Origin of the sequence: Sphingobacterium sp. NGMCC 1.201703, from assembly GCF_047784615.1 — a bacterium.
Classification (GTDB): domain Bacteria; phylum Bacteroidota; class Bacteroidia; order Sphingobacteriales; family Sphingobacteriaceae; genus Sphingobacterium.
Window position 1 is genome coordinate 226,685 of sequence record NZ_JBLOHD010000002.1, and the last position, 22,875, is coordinate 249,559.

At 39.1% G+C, this 22,875-nt stretch carries 16 protein-coding genes; 8 read left to right on the plus strand and 8 right to left on the minus strand.

Annotation, left to right across the window (positions count from 1 at the left end):
- Positions 1–47: 47 nt before the first annotated feature.
- A complete protein-coding gene (locus ACK8HY_RS06290) occupies positions 48–1,205 on the plus strand; it encodes a hypothetical protein (protein ID WP_416133119.1) in 1,158 nt (385 codons plus the stop codon).
- 30 nt (positions 1,206–1,235) lie between these two features.
- Positions 1,236–2,633 (plus strand): hypothetical protein, encoded by a 1,398-nt coding sequence (locus ACK8HY_RS06295; protein WP_416133120.1) that lies wholly within the window; start codon positions 1,236–1,238, stop codon positions 2,631–2,633.
- Here the strand turns inward: ACK8HY_RS06295 and ACK8HY_RS06300 are convergent.
- Genes ACK8HY_RS06300 through ACK8HY_RS06310 form a run of 3 tightly spaced genes read right to left on the minus strand, consistent with a single transcriptional unit; the run spans position 2,630 to position 6,083 of the window.
- Entirely contained in the window at positions 2,630–4,504 is a 1,875-nt protein-coding gene (locus ACK8HY_RS06300) for a hypothetical protein (protein WP_416133121.1), read from the minus strand. The genes ACK8HY_RS06295 and ACK8HY_RS06300 overlap by 4 nt on opposite strands.
- A 5-nt stretch (positions 4,505–4,509) precedes the next feature.
- Complete coding sequence (locus tag ACK8HY_RS06305; protein ID WP_416133122.1) at positions 4,510–5,016, minus strand: ABC-three component system middle component 2; 507 nt, start codon at positions 5,014–5,016, stop codon at positions 4,510–4,512.
- Positions 5,004–6,083, minus strand: a complete 1,080-nt coding sequence (locus ACK8HY_RS06310; RefSeq protein ID WP_416133123.1) for an ABC-three component system protein — start codon at positions 6,081–6,083, stop codon at positions 5,004–5,006. Before ACK8HY_RS06310 ends, ACK8HY_RS06305 begins: the two co-directional genes overlap by 13 nt.
- 510 nt (positions 6,084–6,593) lie before the next feature.
- Here ACK8HY_RS06310 and ACK8HY_RS06315 point away from each other — a divergent pair.
- The 6 genes from ACK8HY_RS06315 to ACK8HY_RS06340 all read left to right on the plus strand — a co-directional run bounded on the left by ACK8HY_RS06315 (position 6,594) and on the right by ACK8HY_RS06340 (position 14,688).
- Positions 6,594–9,002, plus strand: a complete 2,409-nt coding sequence (locus tag ACK8HY_RS06315) for a tellurite resistance TerB C-terminal domain-containing protein (RefSeq protein WP_416133124.1) — start codon at positions 6,594–6,596, stop codon at positions 9,000–9,002.
- A complete protein-coding gene (locus ACK8HY_RS06320; protein ID WP_416133125.1) occupies positions 8,999–10,312 on the plus strand; it encodes an ATP-binding protein in 1,314 nt (437 codons plus the stop codon). Before ACK8HY_RS06315 ends, ACK8HY_RS06320 begins: the two co-directional genes overlap by 4 nt.
- Before the next feature lies 1 nt (position 10,313).
- On the plus strand, positions 10,314–12,476 hold the full coding sequence (locus ACK8HY_RS06325; protein ID WP_416133126.1) for a DEAD/DEAH box helicase: 2,163 nt from the start codon (positions 10,314–10,316) through the stop codon (positions 12,474–12,476).
- 17 nt (positions 12,477–12,493) lie between these two features.
- Complete coding sequence (locus ACK8HY_RS06330) at positions 12,494–13,123, plus strand: hypothetical protein (RefSeq protein WP_416133127.1); 630 nt, start codon at positions 12,494–12,496, stop codon at positions 13,121–13,123.
- A 101-nt stretch (positions 13,124–13,224) separates the two neighbouring features.
- Positions 13,225–13,941: an ADP-ribosyltransferase gene (locus ACK8HY_RS06335; RefSeq protein ID WP_416133128.1), complete on the plus strand. Its 717-nt coding sequence runs from the start codon at positions 13,225–13,227 to the stop codon at positions 13,939–13,941.
- A 501-nt stretch (positions 13,942–14,442) separates the two neighbouring features.
- Positions 14,443–14,688 carry an integrase core domain-containing protein gene (locus tag ACK8HY_RS06340; protein ID WP_416133370.1) on the plus strand — a complete coding sequence of 82 codons (246 nt, stop codon included), beginning with the start codon at positions 14,443–14,445 and terminating at the stop codon, positions 14,686–14,688.
- A gap of 198 nt (positions 14,689–14,886) precedes the next feature.
- Here the strand turns inward: ACK8HY_RS06340 and ACK8HY_RS06345 are convergent, their stop codons facing one another.
- The 5 genes from ACK8HY_RS06345 to ACK8HY_RS06365 form a co-directional block, all read right to left on the minus strand.
- Positions 14,887–16,410, minus strand: a complete 1,524-nt coding sequence (locus tag ACK8HY_RS06345) for a hypothetical protein (RefSeq protein WP_416133129.1) — start codon at positions 16,408–16,410, stop codon at positions 14,887–14,889.
- A 73-nt stretch (positions 16,411–16,483) separates the two neighbouring features.
- On the minus strand, positions 16,484–16,825 hold the full coding sequence (locus tag ACK8HY_RS06350) for a hypothetical protein (RefSeq protein ID WP_416133130.1): 342 nt from the start codon (positions 16,823–16,825) through the stop codon (positions 16,484–16,486).
- A gap of 19 nt (positions 16,826–16,844) precedes the next feature.
- Complete coding sequence (locus ACK8HY_RS06355) at positions 16,845–19,781, minus strand: DNA polymerase III subunit alpha (protein ID WP_416133131.1); 2,937 nt, start codon at positions 19,779–19,781, stop codon at positions 16,845–16,847.
- Entirely contained in the window at positions 19,762–20,943 is a 1,182-nt protein-coding gene (dinB, locus tag ACK8HY_RS06360) for a DNA polymerase IV (RefSeq protein WP_416133132.1), read from the minus strand. The genes ACK8HY_RS06355 and dinB overlap by 20 nt, the downstream gene beginning before the upstream one ends.
- Before the next feature lie 548 nt (positions 20,944–21,491).
- Positions 21,492–22,868, minus strand: coding sequence for a DUF3472 domain-containing protein (locus ACK8HY_RS06365; RefSeq protein ID WP_416133133.1), 1,377 nt, complete (start codon positions 22,866–22,868; stop codon positions 21,492–21,494).
- Between the last annotated feature and the right edge of the window lie 7 nt (positions 22,869–22,875).

Below are 22,875 nucleotides of genomic sequence, written 5' to 3' on the forward strand. Positions count from 1 at the left end.
CTCCATATCATTTGTAATGAAGTCTCATAAAAGCATTAATTATTCTTATGGTAAACTATTTACATCAAACACAACATCCTCAATTAAATTATGAAGCATTTTTTGAGGTTATGCGTGATTTTAGAAAAGGAGGGTTAAATCCGAATAATTATGATGAATTTATAAAGTTTGTGAGAAAATTACCACCAATTGTATCAAGAAGCGACAGTGACTATGGTGTTTTTAAAAAATTCAATTTGACAGATTTGAATGAAGATGATTTTCAGATTGTCATAAGAGAATTGTTTAGAAGATCGGAAGAAAACTCAAAAAGGTGTTGGCATCCAGAGGCAGGTGTACAAACATGCAAGCTTGATAAAGCAGGAAATATTTCAATTAGTGCAGCGCATTCAATCCAAAACAATCGAGTTCTCAGCCAAATCGCAAAAGATGGTCATGTAATGACATATAAAAAGACTTCGCCAGGATTTGATGGTAAATTAATAGGCAAAAGTTTAGCGTCGGTATTTTGGGGATTCTGTAACACGCATGACGCAATATTTAAACCAATTGAAGTATTGCCCTACACCCAAACTGCAGAACAAAATTTCCTTTTTGCATATCGGGGTTTTATCGTAGCAGCTCACAAAAAAATCGAAGGAAGTTACCTTGCTAATTTTGGGGATCAAGCAGACAATGACATCAAGGAAACAAAGAAAATATTTGATAAAGCAATTCTTAAAAACGATTACAATATAATCGAAACAAAAATATTCGAACTTCCAGTTTTTTATCCTATAGCAGCCTCTTCCAGCTTTTATTTAGATTTCGATTTTGAAGGCAATCAGATCCCTCATTCAGAAAATAGAATGGAATATTTATATGTTTCGCTACTTCCAGATTCTAATAAGACGTATTTTCTAATAAGCTATTTTAAGGATGATGTTAAGTTATATGAAAAAGTATGTTCACAAATTGTAAATAGAGGAAAGCTTAAATCAGATATAACAATTCTTTTAGCAGGCCACGTAGGGAATATTTATTTTGAACCCGTATATTATTCAACTTTTATAGACAATCAAACAGACTTAATTGAAAAAGCTTTGATTGATGCTCAATTCGATTATGGCATATTTAATGGAAGTAACAGTATTTTGGAAACGTTTAATTTAACACCTAATGATTATCTTAATAATCCTTACGGATTAAATTTTTTCGGATATTAGATACTCATTGTCAACTTTATCCAAAACAATATGCCTATTAGCGAAAAAGATATACAGCTCCATATATGGGGGCTAAGAGATAATTGGGTTAATTTGATTCAGCCTGTAAAATTTCCTGAACCAAACCATTTCATAGACGAGGAATATGACATATGGTCATTAAATCCCCAAGATGCTTTTTTTAATATAATCTATAGTCGGCTATCTGACGTAGATAAATATACACGCAAAACCGAGCTAATTGGGTGCGAGGTAAGCTTAAAAAAGGATTCAGATTCAACAATTCGAGCTGACTTATTATGCTGTTCAATTGGGAGAGGAGGTTTTGGAATCATTGAAATCAAAAAAAGCTCACAAACAGAAAGACAAGCATATACCGAATTGCTGGGATATGGCAATCACATACAACGTCTATTTCCGGGTATGTCTACGGAGGACTTGGTTTATATCTTAATATCCCCTATGGAAGAAAGGATTGTACGAGAAGCCACATTATTAAGTCTTCTTAATGACGAAAAACCCGTATATTGTTTGGTTCCTAAGTGGGTAAATGATGATATAACTACACTTAAATTACATCCGTGGATTCCATCTAACGAAGACTTGGTTAAGATTTCAAATGGAATGTTCCATCCTTCCAATATTGACATATTTAAGCTGACTTGGGATTACGTTGACGACTGGAATTATTTACCACCACGGCAGAATCCCGAGCCACATATGGTCGATACATTAAATAAGCTGTCCATATATGCTGCGCAAGTAATGGAATCAAAACATATAACGGGTTTCGTTTATGCCTCACAACCTTGGGCAGAAATGCCTCTTCTTCCTAACTCTTTGATTATAGCTGGTATTAACCCGTTTAAAGTCAGTAAACTGCTTCATCTAATAAGAACCAAACGACTTGATATATATAAAACAAAAGATTTGGATACGTCAGGCATTAGATTGAATAATATATTGCCAGAAATAGATAATACTCACAATAAATCCAGTGAAGACTATTTGGAAGCCTTTTCGACTGCTTGGACTGATACTATTGCGGGTATTTCCTTTGAAACATTTAATACCATGACTATAAATTCCGAAAATGAAACCTTTGAAACTGACCATGGTTCAATGACTTGGGAACAATATCAACGAATCCTAATGGAGGACGTTTTTGTACATAATTATGATGTAAGACCAACAGGGCTTTTAAGAAAATTATTTCAAGCATATCAAGATATTGATTATAAATATTTGACAAAATATGGTTATGAAAATCATCCGTTTCATGGACATGGTGACATACCAAGCTATGGTATAGACAATTGGTATGATATTAGGTATTTTCGAGAATTTATAAATCGTCTATTTGATCCAGTATATAACTACAGACTTGACATAAATGATGCAGAAACAGATAGAAAAAGTGAAACCTAGATTGATTGCAGCGGCTCAAAGAAACCATATCTTCCTAAAGTCTTTTCCTTCGAAAAATGTATGTAGTTCATTTTATTCTTTAGATCTTCTGCTGGTTCTTTATTTTCAAAAATAATCACCTGCATCTGCTCTCCATCATCAATAAAGGATTTGAAAAATGAATGTTCAATACCGATTGGCACATCCGCATTATCGGATTCATCAAAAGCAGAGTCTTTATCCTTAAAGGTTGTCAAAGGAGAGTCTACAATTAATATCCCAGGATGAGTGTCCAGTTTATTAATATTGTATTTTAACAATGCGTATAAAAAAGCCGTATACGTCAGCGCTCTATAACCCTTTCCTCTTGATCCTCTAAGCTTGCCATTTATGACTACATCATAAACCTGGGAATCAGTATCAAAAATTACGGATCGGACATCTTCAAAACTCCATGAAATTAGAATATCCTTTAAAACATCACTAAAATCAATATAATTTTTAGAATAATCGGTGGAATCTTCTGTATTTACACTCGGCTTTGTATTCTTTCTTACGATTAGCTCCTGAATTTTTGTATTTAATTGGTTAATATCTCTCTCTATTAATTTAAATTCATTAAATTTCTTATTCAATATTGAAATCTCGTTCAAACGGTCCCTTAACGATTCAGATACCGGTACCAAGGAAGCATGTAGCACTTTATCCTCAAGAGCGATTCTTTTATCTAAATCGATTATGTTCTTAGAGATTTTGGCATTTTCTTTATTGATCTTTTCAATGGTGCTATGCAGATCTGTTTGTTTAATTCTTAGTTTTTCCAGCTCAGCATGCATTGCAATTTCAAATTTATCACTTGGTTTGCTAATTTCCCACTTGTGATCGTGTGTACCTTCTGTCATTGTAGAACCACAAATTGGGCAGTTTACCTCATGAAGCTGGTCAAATAAGTGGCTACCTTCAACTATAAAATCAAGTCTATTAATATCACTTTTATAATGCTCCTTTAGAAGTTCAAAACGATCTAATAATTCACGGTTAAATAAAAGCTTACTTTCTTCTGAGACTCTCTCATCGTAAAATTCAGATCTTCTGTTTCTATGAATGTCAATCTGTTCAATCGTGGAAACATAATCCAAATTTAAGGTTTCATATTTCAACTTGAGCTCTTCATCCAAATTTGTATCCTTTATGTCTTCGAAATCTTCAAGGGCTACCTCTTTGCGTTTAATCAAGCCTTCGATGAGTTCAATTTGTGCATCAATTTTACTCTTTCTGATTTTATTATCCTCGATTTCGATAAGGGCAGAGCCGTCGACACCAGTAAGCAATAAATTAAACAATGAAATTTCCTTAGTTTCCGCAAGACTTATACCTGAATTAAATACAGGTGAAGTTTTGGAAATTACATTTTCTTCGTTTACCATGAAGAGTCCTGCAATATCCCGGAAGCTTAATCTGTTTGTACTATTACGTTTATTTTTCTTCAATTTAATATCTTTATCTAAGCCTATCAATCGAAGGAAAAAAGAAGAAATATTATTTGGATCATCAGATAGCTTAGGCGCATATCTTTCATATAAATTGTCTGCAGCATATCCGCCTTCCTTAATAAAAAAGGAAGAAGAGTTAACTATACTTCGTTTAATTGTATATATGAGGCCTTCTTTTGTTTTTATGACCAAATAGCAGGTATCGTATCCATTCATTTCATCAATAAAAACCGGGGGATTCGCTGCACCCATCATAAAGTCAATGCAGTTAAAAACAAAAGATTTACCGGTATCTGAAGCTCCAGATATTACATTCAATCCTGTATCAAATTTCAGCGAAGCATCTTTTTTATCAAGTCCACTGATAATTAAATCGGTTATATAAAATTTCAATGACATAACACCTACCTAAATTTTGCTTCGTTTATAAATTCTCCACCCCATTTTTTCATATTTTTCCTAAAAAATGCTTGTAATTGCACTTCAGTATAGTCCTTGTACTTTTTATATATCCATTTGCTAGTAGATATCAATTGTTTTGAGTACTCAGAACTCATATATTCAATAAATTTAATTCCGATTTTAGAAATTTTGTAGTTCAAGCCCAATTCAGAATATTCAATTTCCAATAACTCTTTTGAAATCATTAATTTAAGTGCCTCATTCAATAATTGTCTTTTTATTATGATTTCAGAACTTCTAAAAGGATATGACGGATGTAAACTCTTTTGCGTTTTAGCCACATCACCAGCGTGTACCAGAAAATAGTCATAATAAATCATCTTATCAATAGAGATTGGTCTATCCACAAATTCATTGAGAACATATAATGTACGTAGCCCTATTTCTAACGGAGAATTGAATAATTTAAAGTTTCGTTCTTCGTGCATATTTTCAGTTATTCTATCCATTTTATCTTTAAATCATTAATGAGATGGTGGCAAATTCCAATTCTATCTTCTATTCTTAAATGCGAGACCAATGGACTAGAAGTGATATTCAACGAATTTGCAGCCTTTATGGTTTCATTAACGCGTACGTAGCTATTTGCATGATCGCTCTCTACAGTATCCACAATCCCAAGGTAAAATTGTTGTTTTAAATCATGAAAATAGTCCTGATCAGGTGGTAATGTATCTCTACTATACTGATTTAGTGAATCAGCTGAAAAAAAACCTACCCTTTGACGCTGAAAATGCCCCGCAATTTTTGCATCTTTTTCCAAATGTCCAATTGTGCTAAACTCGTCTCCCTTATATTCAGTATATACCTTAAATAGCTGATTGGTGTACACTTGCTCATATTGTTGAATAGCATTAGGAATTGAGTTATCCAATGCTCTCTTTTTGATCAGTCCTCCTCCAAATCTAGCAGGAAAATACACTGTACGTTGATGCTGATCGATGAGTACCTGTGGGTCAACACAATCAAAAATATCGAAGGCGATTGTATTTATATATTCCAACATACCTTCGTCCAGCGCTATGGTTAAATTTGTACCTATTGAATTATGATTATCCCAATTTGCTAATAGATTTTCTTTTAGATCTTCAGGATTTTCCATATACTTATTTAGTTTTGGACCAGCGCCATGAGGCGAAACGAAATAATATCGTTCTGGCAATTTAAATTCTTTTTGTTTGGTGTAATAGATCAGTTTAATTAACTCCTTCCAAATATCACTTGGTGTTAATGCAGCATCGTAATGTTTACATTGATAATTGTCCCATTTCCCCCCTTCTTTTTTGGCAATTACATCTCTTCCCTTATCCCCAGAACCAGAACACTTTTTACAATCTGTATATTCACCAGTAGTCATTAAATAGCCCACGACCCATTCTCTAGTGAAATCTTCAAAATCATCTGGAGAAAATATTTTTAAACGATCTATAGGAATAATAGATTCCCCAAATAGGATATCATTGTTTGTCAAGGGGCCTTTTTTTTCCGGATTCGGAAAATCTTTCTCTTTGGTCATTTAGCTGGATTATAACACAAACATAACAATATTTCACAATTGTGTTGTTGTTCAATTAAATAATATTTACCTAATGGCGTCGATAAAGTATAAGATACATGGACGAATATAAAGATTAACTCTTTAAAGATGCTGAACGATTGGTTCTAATGCACCAACAGGGGCCTACACCATTAATCTAGCGCAAATTAAAGTTCAGACATAACAGTGCCGCTTGCTTAAAATGCAGGCGTAGTAACCCTATTGAAGCAATTATTGCTTTCTTCTATTGGATAAGCATATTATAAATTCATTCGCTAATTATATAACGGGTCCTAGCATTACGGTAAACCGTAAAATTCAACATATTAAACCTATACTTTTGTTACAACTCTTCGTTAGTTACTAACGCATAGAAATTGCTTTTATAGAAAAATATTGATAAATTAGAAAACAGGATTATTAACCGTATGGAACTGATTTAAATCGCCAGCATCCAACATTATTACAGGTATTTAATATGGGAAGTAAATGGAAACCTTTTTTATAATTTTGATTTTTATCGTTATCGCTTTAGCTGCTTCAAATAAAAAGAATAAGAAACCAAAGCAACAAAGCAAGTACCATGCCCCCACCAAAGCTCAAGTAACTCCAACGCCAAAGGAAATGACAACTGCACGTTTTTACTATGCTGAGGGCTGGCGCCATTACTTGATCACACACCATGGCAAATATGAATTGTGGCCGCTCGACTTTTTCGAAATAGCTGCTATAGCATTACGTAAATTGTCTATCAATGAACAGTATGATCTAAAAATTGCATTTAGCGATAAAGATGAAGCACTCCTCCTCTATAATCTTACATTGCGATTGCTACGAAATCGCCAATATAATAGTGAGAATGTCTGTAAGGCATATCGGATGGTAATAGATGATTTTCAAAAACATCTAAAAGCTTCTGAGCAGGATAAGGGGAAATCGTCTCCTATAGTAATTACAAATAAAGAAGATATCATTCTTGATAATACTATACCTACCTATCGCTCATTACCGCCCGAGGATCTATTTTCTAAATATAAGCCAGTAGACACTAAACCATCTGAATCAAAATTTATAATTCAAGATGAGGAGAATACAGCTATCAAAAATGTAATTGAAAATAATGATACTCCCTCGTCCGAGCGTTTATTTAACGAAAATTTAAATGCAAATGACGGGGCTATTGACCATAAAGATAATGATCTAAATATTCCGATTCAAGTGCAGGAAAATGAAGCTATTCAACAAGATCATCATGAAATCGAATCGATTTTAGAGGCACTGGTTGTTAACGACATCTCTGAAAGAAAAGAAGCAAATAACGCTATCATAGATATTACTGACAAGCATGAGGAAATTATACCGAACCGGGAGTATGATTTGGAAAAGAATACGAGCTATCCATCTCAGGATCCTTTGGATATCGACAATATACTAGTTCATTTGGATGCCTCCAATCTATTTGCTACAAAGGAGGAAACTCCAAGTAATAGTCCTATACAGGATAGTAATCTAGATAGATTTGAAAGCGGCTATAGCTATGAAGATTATTTACTCGGCAATCGTTATAAAGAGAAAATGGGGCTCTCAAAAGCTCAAGTTACCCTAGTCAATAAGTTAACTGGTGTAAATAATGTGTTTATTGAAGTGGAAGGATGCTGCATAGAAACGATTATGCTCTTTCTCAGTTGTGTCAAAAAGTTAAAAGCGACGTTAACCAAAAGAGGAACTGATCTAAAAATGGAGATTGAGAATCTCTCCGATATTGCCCGAAAAATCAATAAAGAAACTAGAGATGGTGAATGGCTGTTTCAAGATTATTATGGCCCAGATCATGTAAATGATTACTTCACGAAACAGGTGTACTATACGATATTTAAACGCGCAGAAAACCTGGTGCGAGAACAATGGGAGCATAAACGGAAAATATCAGGAGACTTTATCCAATACTTTAAGGGCTTAAGTCATATTTTTGAAAGACGTATTGGAACGGATGTGAATCTCATATTGGAAAGCTTACGTCCTTCAATCAAAGATCCAGACAAGGCGACTGAAATTGAATTGAACAGACTAAATGTCAGACGTTGGATGCTCAAATTTGATGCAATAAAAAATGGATTGAACAATGAAAATATAGCAGACTTTATGCAGCAAGTACATAAGCTTTTTGAAGATAATCAACAGAATCCATCTGCTGAAAACATCTATTATGAAGCTTGCAAGGTGGCCTATCCTATCGACAAACACGAGGCAATCCGGCTTTATTTGCATTACGTGAACGCTGATCTGCTGTCTGATAAAATTGATGGTAAGGAGCTCTCAAAAACAATCTATAAGGCATTGTTTAAAAATGACCAACACGAACAAGCCTTTAATGATATCATAGGACAACTAAAAGAGGATCGTGATCTCACCGCTGCCATTGAAAAAGTAGATTTGATATATGCTCCTGTCCGTAAAAAAATAGAATTGAATATCGAAGCGATCAAAACGGTACAGCAGCAGGATAAAAATACCGTTGAGCTTTTAAACAACTACCTACAGGACGAAGAAGAGCTTCTAGACAACCCAGCGATTGTATATAGCACTCCTACAGAAAAGCCAACAATAGAAACAGAAGCTTTTGAAGTTGAGCCCGATTCGGCTAACCCTTTTATAGACGAAATCGATCTAGCATTGCATCACCGTGAAATCATAGTTGAATTTACTCGCTCTGAATTCAGTCTAACGCAAGAACAGATCTCCAATTATTGCGCTGCCAAGGGATTACGATCTGGACCAACAATTAATGATATCAACGAACGCTGCCATGAATTATTGGACGACAACCTAATTGAGGAGCGTGATGATGAATATTTGGACATGAATGAGGATTATTATAAAATGATTATTAAAGCATGAAAGTAACTGTAAAACCTAAAGAAGCTACTGCTATTATCAACTCACTGCTTAGCGGTGTGGTGCCAAGAATTGGTGTACAACATATCACGGTAGGACGATCGGATGAAGTCAATGCATTTATCAAAGCATTGGACGATGTAAAAAATGGCCATAGCATGGTTAAATTTTGGATCGGTGATTTTGGATCGGGAAAATCTTTTATGCTACACCTACTCAATACGGTAGCATTAAAACAGAAATTTGTGGTCTCGACAGCTGATTTCACGCCGGATAACCGCTTGTATTCCAACGATGGTAAAGCGCTCGTGCTCTATACAGCAGTCATGGATAATATTGCCATACAGACCAAACCTGAGGGCGGCGCTTTAGCAACTTTATTGGAAAAATGGATCGAGCAAGTTGTCGCTTCTACTGCCGAGGAAAATAACCTTTCCCTTATTCAGATCCGTGAAGAGCAATATCTGAATCTAGTACAGAACAAGATTATGCAATCAATCAACGAATTGACAGATGTTGGAGGATTTGATTTTGCTAGTGTAATCATGAAGTACTATGAGGGTTATATCAATGATGATGAGCTACTGAAAAGAAATGCGTTGAGGTGGTTAAAAGGCCAATATAAAACAAAGACTGAAGCACGTCAAGACCTTGGCGTTCGTGAGGTGATCAACGACTTGAACTTCTACGACATGCTCAAAAATTTCACAGCACTCTTTGTCAGTATGGGTTATAGTGGTTTTATGCTCAATCTGGATGAAGCCATCAATCTCTATAAGATCTCTACGTCGACGATGCGTGAAAAGAACTATGAAAAAATTCTGACCATTTATAACGATTGTTTCCAAGGTAAGGTCAGCAACTTATTTATCAATATTGCAGGTACACGTGAGTTTTTGGAGAATGAACGTCGTGGTTTATTTAGTTATCAAGCTTTAAAATCAAGATTAGAAACGAATAAGTTCGAAACTTTGCAGATCCGTGATTTTGCACAGCCGGTGATTCGATTGATGCCGATCGATCATAATGAGATATTTGTATTGCTCAACAAACTCAAGGAGGTGTTTGAATTTCATTATAAGGTGGAAATTGATATTACGGACAGCGAGATTCAGAACTTTATGGAGGAAATGTATAATAAACCTGGTGCAAGTGAATTTTTGACACCCAGGGAAGTGATACGTGATTTTCTAAATATTCTGAGCATCCTGCGTCAAAATCCGGAGATGGATAAAGCAGCATTATTTAGTGACATCCAAATTAAGGATGAGCGTCCAGTTGATGTTCTATTAGATAGCATAGAGGAACTATAATATGGCGTTTGAACTGCTCTCCGAACCAATCAGGCGCTACGTGAAGGATAAGCGCTGGGAAAGTCTTCGGCAGATCCAAGTGGCTGCCATTGAAAAAATCATGAAAAGTGAAGACAATGCGATATTGGCAAGTAGAACAGCGTCGGGTAAAACGGAGGCTGCCTTCCTCCCTATCCTATCCAAAATAGGTCAGCTGAGCAAGAGCGTTCAAGTCTTATATATTTCTCCGTTGATCGCTTTGATCAACGATCAATTTGTACGGATAGAAGATCTATGTAGTTATCTAGATATTAAAGTAACAAAATGGCATGGCGAAGCGAACAGAACGGCAAAGGAGCATCTGATTAAAGAGCCCAACGGTGTCCTGCTGATTACGCCAGAGTCTTTGGAGGCTATGTTGGTCAATAAACCTCAAAATGTTAGCATATTATTTAACGACCTGAAATACATTGTTATTGATGAGATTCATTCGTTTATAGGCACAGACAGAGGAATTCAACTGAAATCTATCCTTCACCGCATTCAAAAGTCAGCTAACGTGACACCTTCCATCGTTGGTTTATCAGCGACTTTAGGAGATTTCGAAGAAGCAAAACGCATGACCGGTCGACCAGAGGCTACGGTTGTACTACGGGACCGGACCGCTAAAAGTATGGTGACTTCATTCCGTTATTTTGAGAGCGGACCAAATCAACTTTCTTTGGAGCTGCTGAAAGATCTATACAAAGAAACTTACAACAATAAAGTTTTGGTATTTCCTAATAGCCGTGGCCGGGCCGAAGAAGTGGCCGTCAAGCTAAAAAGGATTGCCGAAAAAGTAAATGGACATACTTCTTACTACTCACACCATTCATCCGTCGATCGGGAGCTAAGGGAATGGATTGAACATTTTGCCAAAACAAATACCTATCATCCATTTGTGATATCATGTACCTCAACACTAGAGCTTGGTATCGATATTGGTAGCGTAGAAAAAGTAGTTCAGATCGACGCTACGCATTCTATTGCATCTCTTATACAACGTGTAGGTCGAAGCGGGCGCAAGGACGGACAAGCAAGTACTTTGCTGTTATATGCAACTGGAAAATGGAGCCTGTTACAATCATTAGCCTGCTGGGAACTTTATAAACAGGAATTTATAGAACCGCCCTTCGTCGCACCCAAGCCCTTTGATTTATTTGCACATCAACTATTGGCAGTAGTCAAGCAATATAGCGGCTTACCGATATCGGTTTTAAAAACCGAGCTCGAGCAAAACTTTGCATTTAAGGATATCACGTCCGAAGAGTTTGATGATATTTTAAGCCATCTGATCGAAACCGATATGCTCGAACAGTTAGGTAAAGAGGTCATTATAGGACTCGAAGGCGAGCGAATTGTCAATTCGCGAGATTTCTACTCTGTATTTGCGACTGAAATACATTTTAAAGTACTATATGATGGCAAATCTATCGGAGACCTACCCTCCTCCTCTCCGATCATGATCGAAGACAACATTTTGTTGGCCGCAAAGATTTGGAAAGTGGTTGATATAGACTTTAGAAGCAGGAAAATATTGGTAAAACCTACGAACGATGGCAAGCCTCCGATCTTTGGTGGTGAGCCTGGTAATACACATCCCTTAGTTAGACAAAAAATGCTAGAATTGCTGATGACTTCATCCATACATCCTGAGCTTGATGAGCAATGCTGTGCGATATTGGCTGATATGCGTCAGGTGTTTAAAGATATTCCCATTGACAGTTTAGAAGATGACCGTCCACTGTTTGTCGGAGAAAATTCCTATAAATTTTATACCTTCCAGGGGTCAAAGATATTTGATACCTTAAAATTTATTTTATCAGCTGCAGGCTTAGAATTCCGGCATCAAGACGCATCAGCATCTATTGAAATAGATAAAGAGCAAGGATTTGAATGGTCTGCACCAAAACTGCTCGCTGTTTTGACAGATTTAGATCGTCATTTGGCGTTTCGGATTGATACGAATCCTGCTATATTAAGTTTTGCAAAATGGGCTATACTACTTCCTAAGGATAAACAGGTCGAGCTTTTAAAAAGTAGGCGGTATGATTTTGAGGGGGTGGTGAAATTTATAAACTCGGTCCGATGGGTTTATGTAAACTCCTATGCGGATGACCTTACTAAATTTACTTTAGACGCTTAAATTGAAGTTTTATTACTATGAATATTTCACATCTAATTCTCATAGAGATTGACACTGATCGCTCGACAATCGCTTTAAAAACCAAAGATATTCAAAGTCTAAAGTTCGATTATTATTCCCGTAAAGAATACATTAAAAGTTTTGCAATTTGCACAGACAGCAAATTCTTAGCAGCAAGCATAAAATCTGGCCTCGAAGCACTGCTTTTTAATTATATGATTGAGAATTTCAATGGTATAAAATATAGTATATCTGCTTTAGACAAAGTAATTAAAGGATGTAATTTTTATAAGTCTGAGATTCCAGGCATCGAAATTATCAAGAATATTAAGGATCTAGCAAACTTCGAGATCCCTAATCTCGACACACACAACGGCATCAGAGAATTCTACGACAACTACAACCTGATTATCAATCAAATAGACGAAATAATAAGTAATGGCGCTGAATTTTCCAAAAACAACAGAAAAGACCAAATATCCATTATACACAACCGAAACTTACCAATTTTGGATCAACTAAATTTCGACTGGGTATATAATAAAGATAACAATATAGTCTTTGACAATATTGGTCTAGCAAGATGGAAACGTGAAGGCCGATTTCCAGAGCATAGACGACTTATAGAGATGAAGTATTTTAGATAAGCATTTTAAAGAAAAAAATGGTTGTGACGACACTAAATCACCATTATTTTAGTCTTAGTATGATTCTATGTACTTATTCCGAACCTATAAATTATAATTCCATGAAAAAAACAAAAACAAAGCTAAAAGCATATTTTGCTAAATATATTCATGAGCTCACTGAAAAACGAGTTAGTTATCTGTTAGGAAAGAAAATAAAGGAAGACTATCAACCGAACAAGTACAAATATTTCAATAACTTTTCCGAAATAATATCTTGGGGTAAAGCTTTTAATACGTATTATGACGAGGTATCAAGAGAATACTATAACAATTTAATATCTGCTAAAAAAATTAACACTTCCCAAGACGCTTTGGGGTTTTACGCAGGGTATGTCGCTAGAATTATAAATAATCATCTAAGATACCACGAAACATTCGATCCTGAATTTCCATTTAATAAAGAAATAGATATTATATCCAGAGAAATAAACAAAAACGCCATCGAAGATAACGTTGTAGTTTTAAGATTGATCTATAGCGGATTTTTAAGCAAGAATCTAAAAAAAGGAATGATCCTAAAAGATAAGGCATTTTTAAGTACTACTCTCAACTTAAATCATAGGAAAAATATGCAGGGAAATGATTTACGCCTTTCAAATATCGGCCTGATTTTTATAAAAGTTCCAAAGGGAACAAAAGCACTTTATTTAGAACCAACAAGCAAGAAAGATGAATTTGAAATACTTTTACCACAGAAAACTGAATTGTTAATTGAAGCAATTCACAAAATATTTAATAATCGTGTACTTTTTACCAAGTTGATTAAGTGTGGGTAATTAATCCTTTTATATTACTAATGCGTGTGAAAATTTCCCAATATTTAAGACTCTCTGATAAAAAAGATATTAAAAAAAATTATAACAAACGATGTCCCTTTTCGTCGGTTAAAGAAACTAAAAAGCCCCCCTTAACCGGCAAAGAGAGGCAATTTGGCTATTCAATTGATTTTGCTAATTATAATCCATTGTTTAGTCCTTGTGTGAGTAAAGGTAGTCATGTCAGATGGAATATTTATTGATCATTTCCGAGAAAATGTTGATGAAATCCGAACTCATAAAAAAACTTATCCCATATCCCACCGACTGCTTAATTAACCCTAAACACCTACATTATTTGAGATTTTCATACGATCTTGTATTACACCATTCTGTATAGTGATTTATTACCGGCAGCATCTTCATAGACTGGCGGGGCAAACCGCTCTGTCTCCGCGTAGATAATGGCCCCGAATTCACTAGTCATCATTTGACCTCTGGTGTAAAGACCAAGGCATTGCTATTCAATTTAACCAGCCCGGTAAGCATATGCAGAACGGCTACATCAAACGGTTCAACCGAAGTTATCGCAAAGAAATTTTGGATGCTTATTTATTTTTCAACTTGACCGAAGTAAGAGAACATACCCAGGAATGGATGGATGAATATAATAACAACAGACCGCATGAAGGTCTTGGGAATCTTACATCAACGGAATTATCAAAAAATATTAGACACCAACAACAAATAAATCAATTAGTAACGTAAATTAGAAAAGTCTAATCTCAGCTGTCGGAAAATGGGGTACTTACACCAGGGCCAACCGTTCACGGGATAAGGCACTGGTGGAAGGAGCTGTAAAGATTATATACAACAGTCTTTAAATAAAATTAGAGCATGTAGCCACAAAAAAACACCTTTGTAATATTTACAAAGATGTTTTTTTGAAACATAAACTTAATCAACTTATTGTAAATAATCCATAAAAAACCAATCCGTTGTGGAAATAATTTTATCCTTATTTTTTGCCTGGATTTTATATCGATGAACTTGTGCTCCAGCACCTTTAAATGATATGGCAGTTAATGGGGTTTTATGAACAAAATAGGGACCGAAAATAGTCGCCTTGTCAAAACTCTTATGGCCGTTTCCAGGAGTTTGATCAATCTCCATTGTTATTTCATATTCTGTTGCTTTAGCTACTGGTGTCCATTCAATTCTGGTTGTCCGTGGAAAATGGTTAAAAACGGTATAATTTTTAGGTTCAATAATTTGAGGCTCATTTGCATTATCAATTAAAAGATCACTTTCATTATCTGGGTTAACTTTATTTCGCTTCGTTATCTGATCCTCACGTCGCACATTCGATGTTACAAAATTTGCAATAGACCCACTGTATCCTTCAACAACACTTAACCCTAAAACTTGACCGTTCTTCAGGAGTCTCGTTCCATAGCTAGAATGTCCAATTAAAGCATTCCCCACAATATATACATCATTACCCGATACAGCTATAGAAGTAGGGCGATAGATAATATATTTTTCATTATTATAGGTTCCTTCAAGATTCGCTAATAATTGTCCGTTTTTCCAATATTTACCCACATCATAATCCTCTATTGTTCCGCTTCCATTACTATCATCAACTCCTGCTATATAAACATCGCTGCCTGATATAGCTATGCAATTAGCGACACCATCTTTGGAGGATAAGCTTTCGATAATTCCGTTTTTCCAGTAAGCAGGTTGCCCGCTATGCGTTTTACCTACAGCATAAGCATTACCATTCAGTTGTCTAATGGTGGATACATATTTTAATTCATTGATAGTTTCTAATATATTGCCATTCTTCCAGTATATCTGTATATATCGACTACTCCCATTCCCTATTGTATATATATCATCATCAACGGCAGTTATAAAGGTTGCACAGCTATAAATTTCGTCGAAACTCTGACCAGTTACAGGATTATAAAACTTAGGAACTGGCAGTGTCACAGGCTGCCCGTTTTTCCAGTACATCGCTAAATCTTTGTAGCCGGTTTTGACCTCATTATAGTCTCTATAATACCCAGCCACATATACATCCCCATTTTTAACAGTAATAGAATAAGCGGTATTATAATCTCCCTCATCTTTACTAATTCTTGTCTCATGGCCGTTTTTCCAGTACGTAGCTTGCCCACCGACATTGCCCGCTACATATATATCATTACCTACCACGATCATTGAGGTCGCTTCTGCATCACTTTGCCCGTCAGTAAGCACAACTGGTTTTCCGTTCTTCCAGTAAACAGCAGTGTGGAGTCTTGTATTTTCGTTATAGCATGATCCTGCTACATATATGTCTACTTGATTTTCGCTATTCTTACGATTCCCTGAATTCTGTTTTGAAGCTGAAGACTTGGAATTTTGAGCATAAGAAATAAAAGTAATAAGAAAACTGAAAAGCGCACAGCATCGTAATGCATGCAAGATAAGGTTTTTCATGGCGTAGTTTCTATACTACTAAATTTACAGAAAATTTGGTTCAATATTCCAAAGAAATTTTAAGGAGCTTCTACTAATTTAAATGAATGATCTTTGAATACAGCTTGAGCATGCGCTTGTCCCAGTTCTCCTCCTTGATACGGTTGAGAAAGATACGGTAGCCTGATCCGGTCGTCAGCATGCTCTCAATCTTATCCGCATCCTGCGGCAGCTGCAAGGCTCTTCCCTCCTTCGCTCCCAGTTGATGGGCATGCTGATCGGCGCTTTCCTTATCATCGTAAAGAGTAAGTAGAAATCCTGTCTTGTCTTTGACATCAGGCCACTCAAAGCGCTGCAGCACAAAGTCGGTATAACCGGACTCGACGAGCTCGCGAAAGGAGCTTTTGGTGACTTGTTCAAAGGGATTGTACAACATAGGACTAAGATAGGATTAATTATTCACTCCGCGGATCGGGCTTTAGCGGCATCTTGGCACAGCGGATCACCTCGATCGATGGACAACCATATTCCACAACAACTTTACCCTCGATCAGATAGATACCAGCTCCTCTTAGCGGATATTTCACCAGTGTCTGTGGGAAGTGCACCGTATCAAAGAAGCGCCCCTCGGCATCGAGGAAAGTGCCGAATTTCATCAGGTCGCCCCGCTTGGTCTTGACAAATTTCTCGCAGACAAAGTCCCCTACCAGACGCACTATTTTTCCTTCATGCAGAGGGAGTTCCCGAGCTGGCATATCACCCCGGTAATCGCTTTTGGCCAGGTCAAACAAGGTACCGGTCACGCAAAAGCCGATCAGCTCGATCTCATCGTAGTAGTCTTCCAGGATATCCTCCTCCAAAGGTGGAAGAATGGGTTTGCGGCTCTCGGTCTCAAAGAGAGCCATGCCGACAGTTGCTGGCTTATGCCTGGTCATCAGCAGATGGGCCTCCCAGAGCAAGGCCTTCTTCCCTATCCCGGTAAACCGCAGGGCACCGACACGGATCAGGATAATGATCTGCTCGAGGCCTGCCTGCGTCCGCTTGACAAAGTCCTGCAAACTTTGATAATGACCATTCGCCTCGCGTTCTGCGATGATGCGATGAGCCAGCTTGCCTTCGAAATTGAGTAGACAGTCAAAACCCAGATAGATATTCTTTTCCCGGATGGAGGTATTAAAGACCGACTGATTCACACAGGGCAAGCAGATATGGCCTCCCGAAATCCGCGCTTCATTGACATAGACCTTGCGGTTGTAAAACCCACCATAATTGTTGAGCACCGCAACCATAAACTCCAGGGGATAATAGGTCTTGAGAAAAAGGCTCTGGTAACTCTCTACGGCAAAGGAAGCGGAGTGCGCCTTGTTGAAGGAATAGCCAGCAAAGCTTTCCATCTGCCGCCAGATCTCGCGGCTGACTTGCTCGTCATAGCCCTTGGCCTTGCAGTTGGCGAAAAACTTATCTTCGATTTCGATCAGATGGTCTTTGCTGCGATATTTGCCCGACATCATGCGCCTGAGCACATCGGCATCGGCCATATCGAGTCCACCATAGGCGTTGGCTATCTTCATCACATCTTCCTGATAGACCATCACGCCATAGGTCTCTTCGAGCTGCTCTTTAAATACCGGATGGGGATACACGACCGTGCTGGGATCATGATGCCGGCGGATGTATTCGCCCATCATACCCGAACTAGCTACGCCCGGACGGATAATGGAGGAGGCTGCCACCAGCGTCAGGTAGTCATCACAGCGCAGCTTGGTCAGCAGCTGCCGCATCGCCGGGCTCTCGATATAGAAGCAACCGATGGTATTGGCCGATTTGAGCTGTGCAGCAATCTGGGGATCCTCAAAAAATCGCTTTGGATTGTCGGTATCGATGACTACACCGAGATTTTCCCGCACAATGGTACGGCAATCTTTGATATGGCCGATCCCGCGCTGCGAAAGGATATCAAATTTTTCAAAACCGATATCTTCGGCTACATACATATCAAACTGCATGGTGGGCAATCCCTTTGGCGGATTGTCCATGGCGGAATAACAGGTCAGCGGTTCCTCGGAAATCAGTACGCCACTGGCATGTATGGTGCGCTGATTGGGGAAATCGGCCATGCGGTTGTACACGCTTAAAATGGTGTTGGTCACCTCATTCTTGTTGAGCATATGCTCGGGCTCATGCACCAGGCGGTCGATCTCGGCCTTGGGCAAGCCGTATACTTTGCCCAGTTCACGTAGGATACTCCTGGAGCGAAAGGTGCTCATGGCGCCCATCAAAGCGGTATGCCCGGTCTGATAGCGGTTGAAGATAAAATCATAGATCTCGTCTCGCTCGTTCCAGCTAAAATCAATATCAAAGTCGGGTGGACTCTTGCGCTTGGGGTTGAGGAAACGCTCAAAGGGCAGGTTGAGGGCGATGGGATCGACATCGGTAATCCCCAGGCAATAAGCAACGGCGGAATTGGCTCCTGACCCGCGGCCTACATAGTGAAAATTGCGTCCCCGGGCATAGCGGCAGATCTCGTCGGTAATCAGGAAATAACTGGAGAAACGCAGGTTTTCGATAATCTCGAGCTCACGCTGGATGCGTTCGGTCGCGATCCGGTCATTGCGGCCATAGCGCCTGGAAAAGCCGTCCATACAGTACTTATGCAGCAGCTGCTTATCGTTGTAGCGATTGCCGGTAAAGGTCGCCTTGTTTTTGACGCTGGTAAAATCAAAACCAAAGGAACATTGCCCCAGGATACGGTTTGTATTGGCGAGCAGCTGCGGCAGTTCGGAAAACAGGCGCATCAGTTTGACTCGGGGGATAAATACCTCATCCTCTGCAGCGACCTGATCCGGACTGAGCTGCGAGATCAGCAGGTTGTTGTCAATTGCCCGCAGCTGCCGATGTAAGGTATAGTCGGCCCTGCGGAAACTGACGGTAGCCAGGATTACACAGCGCTCGAGCAGTTTTCGATCCATGAGCTGGGCGCGCGTACGTTCGCTGGGTCGGACGCCGATGTACTCGAAATCACGCAGTGGAAAGCTATTGAGTTTGTGAAAGGGATAGATCACAAACACCTGCTCAAAGTCTGGCGATCGCTCCGGTGTGGGGCGATTTTCCATATTGAGCTTGGTGCGGTATTCGTTGATCTCACGGAAGCCCTGTTCGTTCTTGGCAATGGCCACGAAACAGAGCTGATCGCCGCTGCGAAATTCCATGCCGGCAAGCAGGTTGAGTCCGGCTGCGCGCCCCAATTTGATAAAGTCGAGCGATCCGGAGCTGTTATTGATATCTGTGAGCACAGCGGTATCATAGCCCCCGGCCAGCATGCCCGAAATAAGATCCTGCAGGCTGAGGGTACCAAAGCGCAGGCTATAGTAGCTATGTAGATTTAAGAGCATGCTCCCCTCCTTTCTCTGGCGGCGGTGCGCAGATGGCTTTCATCAGAAATTCGGCGCCATAGCGTTTCCGGATCTTGTCCATGGCCTGCATCAGGTTGATCTCCTCGGCGCTATCGTCAAAGAGATCGGTCTGATAGGATCCGTAGATCAGCCCCGAGAACTTGATCCCGATAAGGCGGATCAGCATCCTGCGGCTATAGAGTTTTTTGAACAGGGAAAGCACCACATCTGTAAGCTTTCTGTCCGAATTGGTATAAGGGATCTGCAGCTGTTGGGTATGGGTATCGAAATTGCTGTAGCGGATCTTGAGGGTAACGCAGCTAGTCAGCTTCTGATCTTTGCGCAGGTCAAAGGCCAGGGTGTCGACCATGCCGATGAGGGTACGGCGGAGCACATCCATATCAATGGTATCCTGCTGGAAGGTGTTTTCTTTGGACATGGATTTCTGTTCACGAAAAGGTACTACCAGCGAATCATCCAGCCCATTGGCTTTGCGCCAGATATTGATCCCGTTCTCCCCGAGGACCTTCTGCATCGTGAACACCTCCATCTGCTGTAAGGTGCCGATTTTGGAGATCCCCATATTGCGGAGTAAGGTAAAGGACTTCTCGCCGACCATGGGAATCTTGCGGATGGATAGCGGCGCCAGGAAGCCTTTTTCGGTACCATTTTGCACCTGCTTCTCGCCACAGGGTTTGGCTGTACCGGTGGCAATCTTGGACACGGTTTTGTTGACTGATAGACCAAAACTAATCGGGAGACCTGTCTCTTTGATAATGCGCTGTCGAAGTTCCTGCGTCCACTTCCAGCAACCAAAGAAGCGGTCCATGCCTGATACATCGAGATAGTGCTCGTCTATACTGGCTTTTTCGACAATAGGGGTTTCTTCTTCGATGATCTGAGTGACCATACTGGAATACTGACTATAGCGATCGTGATCGCCCCGCACCACAACGGCCTCAGGACACATACGCAGTGCCAGCCGCATCGGCATAGCGGAATGCACGCCAAACTTACGCGCTTCATACGAACAGGACGCCACTACCCCACGGTCGCTGCTGCCGCCGATGAGCACAGGTACGCCCTGAAGCTTGCTGTTCTGCAAGCGCTCTACCGATACAAAGAAGGTATCGAGATCACAATGTACTATACTCCTTTCCATGTCTTTCAATTGCCTAAAAAGCCCTGTATTGTGGCTTTTGATTTTTGGTAGTTGCTCCGATCAAAAATACTAATATTATTAGTAAACAAACAAGAAGATGTTTTGGTTTAGTTTTTATCACATTCACAGTCAGCGACATAATTTGTGGTGGACGTCGCGTTAACTTTAGCTACATTACAGAAGATTACACATTTTTTAAACATAAATTATTGCTTTCGTTTAAAACATAGTTGACCAAACGATGAAAAGCCTAACGCAAAATGGTCTAAAATGGTCTTATATTTTTAAGCATTGGCTATCAACTCTATTTATAGCTGCCATCGTCCTTCCTATCTATGGCTATAGCACCAAGTTGTCCCTTAAATTATTAAGTTATTTTTTCTGTATTGTAAAATAGGCTTTCTTTCAAAAACAATCACAAATTCAACAAGAATGACCTCTACTGAAAATACATTCTATCTTTAGTAAAAAGTGTGGAACAAAAAAGCGCAACGTCATGAAATAATCCATGCGTTGCGCCAAATTGAACACCACTACCTACAAAATTTTTAATTCATGGGCAAATTAATAAGATCTATATTGGGAGCAGTACCAGTAGCAGGTCTTGTAAAAACAGTATTTTCCGCTACGAAATCATTAAAAAATCCACCGTTTTGCAAAAAGAACTTACCGTTCTCAACTCCACCTCTATAATCGCCGCGTTGATTATTATCACCTGCGCCGTCCACACTAAATTTACAAGAAGTTGATTCGATCCATGTACCCGTTGTTGTCCTAACCCAAAAATTTGAATAATATGCTTTTCGGCCGAAGTAGCCCATCGTATTATTGAAATTTTCAAGAAAAGAGTAAGCACCTTTTATGTAGGTTGAAATAGCCGGTCTTTTAAAGGTCGCAATATATTTCCATGTTCCTAACTCTGGAACATAAAACCAAGATGAATAAAGTGTACTTCCTAACCCGTCCGGTCTTATTCTTGTCAGGAACTTATACGTCGTCCCGGTTGACCAGTCGTATGTCCAATTACTTTTTCCGCCTGTCCCCTCGCCACCGAAACCACTGACGACCACATCTGTACCGCTACTCACTGCAGTGGTTTTACCGTCAGCCTCATTGCTTGGATCCCATACGGAAAATATAATTTTTCGTTGTGTCGCTGAATTGACCTGAAAGCCAAAATATCCTTGTCCAAATCCATTTGCCATGTAATAACTACCTACAGGATCCTGTCCTGCGGGAACAGTCACTTCATTATACATCCATTCATAGGAATTTCCAGTAGGAAGACTTGGCGTTAAATGTACCGAAGGGCCACGACGTGAAAAATAATAGCTTGCAGGTATGTTCGCATAGGTAAGACCGGAGGAAGCTACCGTACCGCCGATAAGAATATCGGTCATATTACCGATGTAAGTCGAAGTTTTGCTTATTCCCTGTAGATCTACTTTTACATAACCAGGTGCAGCAATCTGCACTGCTCCTGCATAATAGTCTTTTGCAGGCGCTCCACCTGTCATGGTCACATCGAAGCTCTGTCCATTGACGGTCAAACGGACCACACTCGTGCCTGTGGTGACGTAGCCTCGTATCCCCAAATGTAAAGTACCTGATTGTGTTACCTTAAAATAGGAACTTACCACAGCCGAAAGGCTGGTCCAGTTACGCAGCCCGTAATTTGAATTATCAAAAATCTCTGCCCCACCGGATCCATTGGTCACAAACGCATTCCCACCCATAGGAATCGCAAGCGTCAGATCATTGATATCTCCCTGGATCAGACTCGAACCCTTTTTGCTAACTGTTTCGGACGGATTATGCTCTACGGCATGATCTCTTTCACATGAGAGAAGCAAAAAGCCTGCAAAACTCAAAACCGCGAAAAATAGATATAAATATTTGATCTTTACCATTTCAGTTGTTGTCATGATCGCA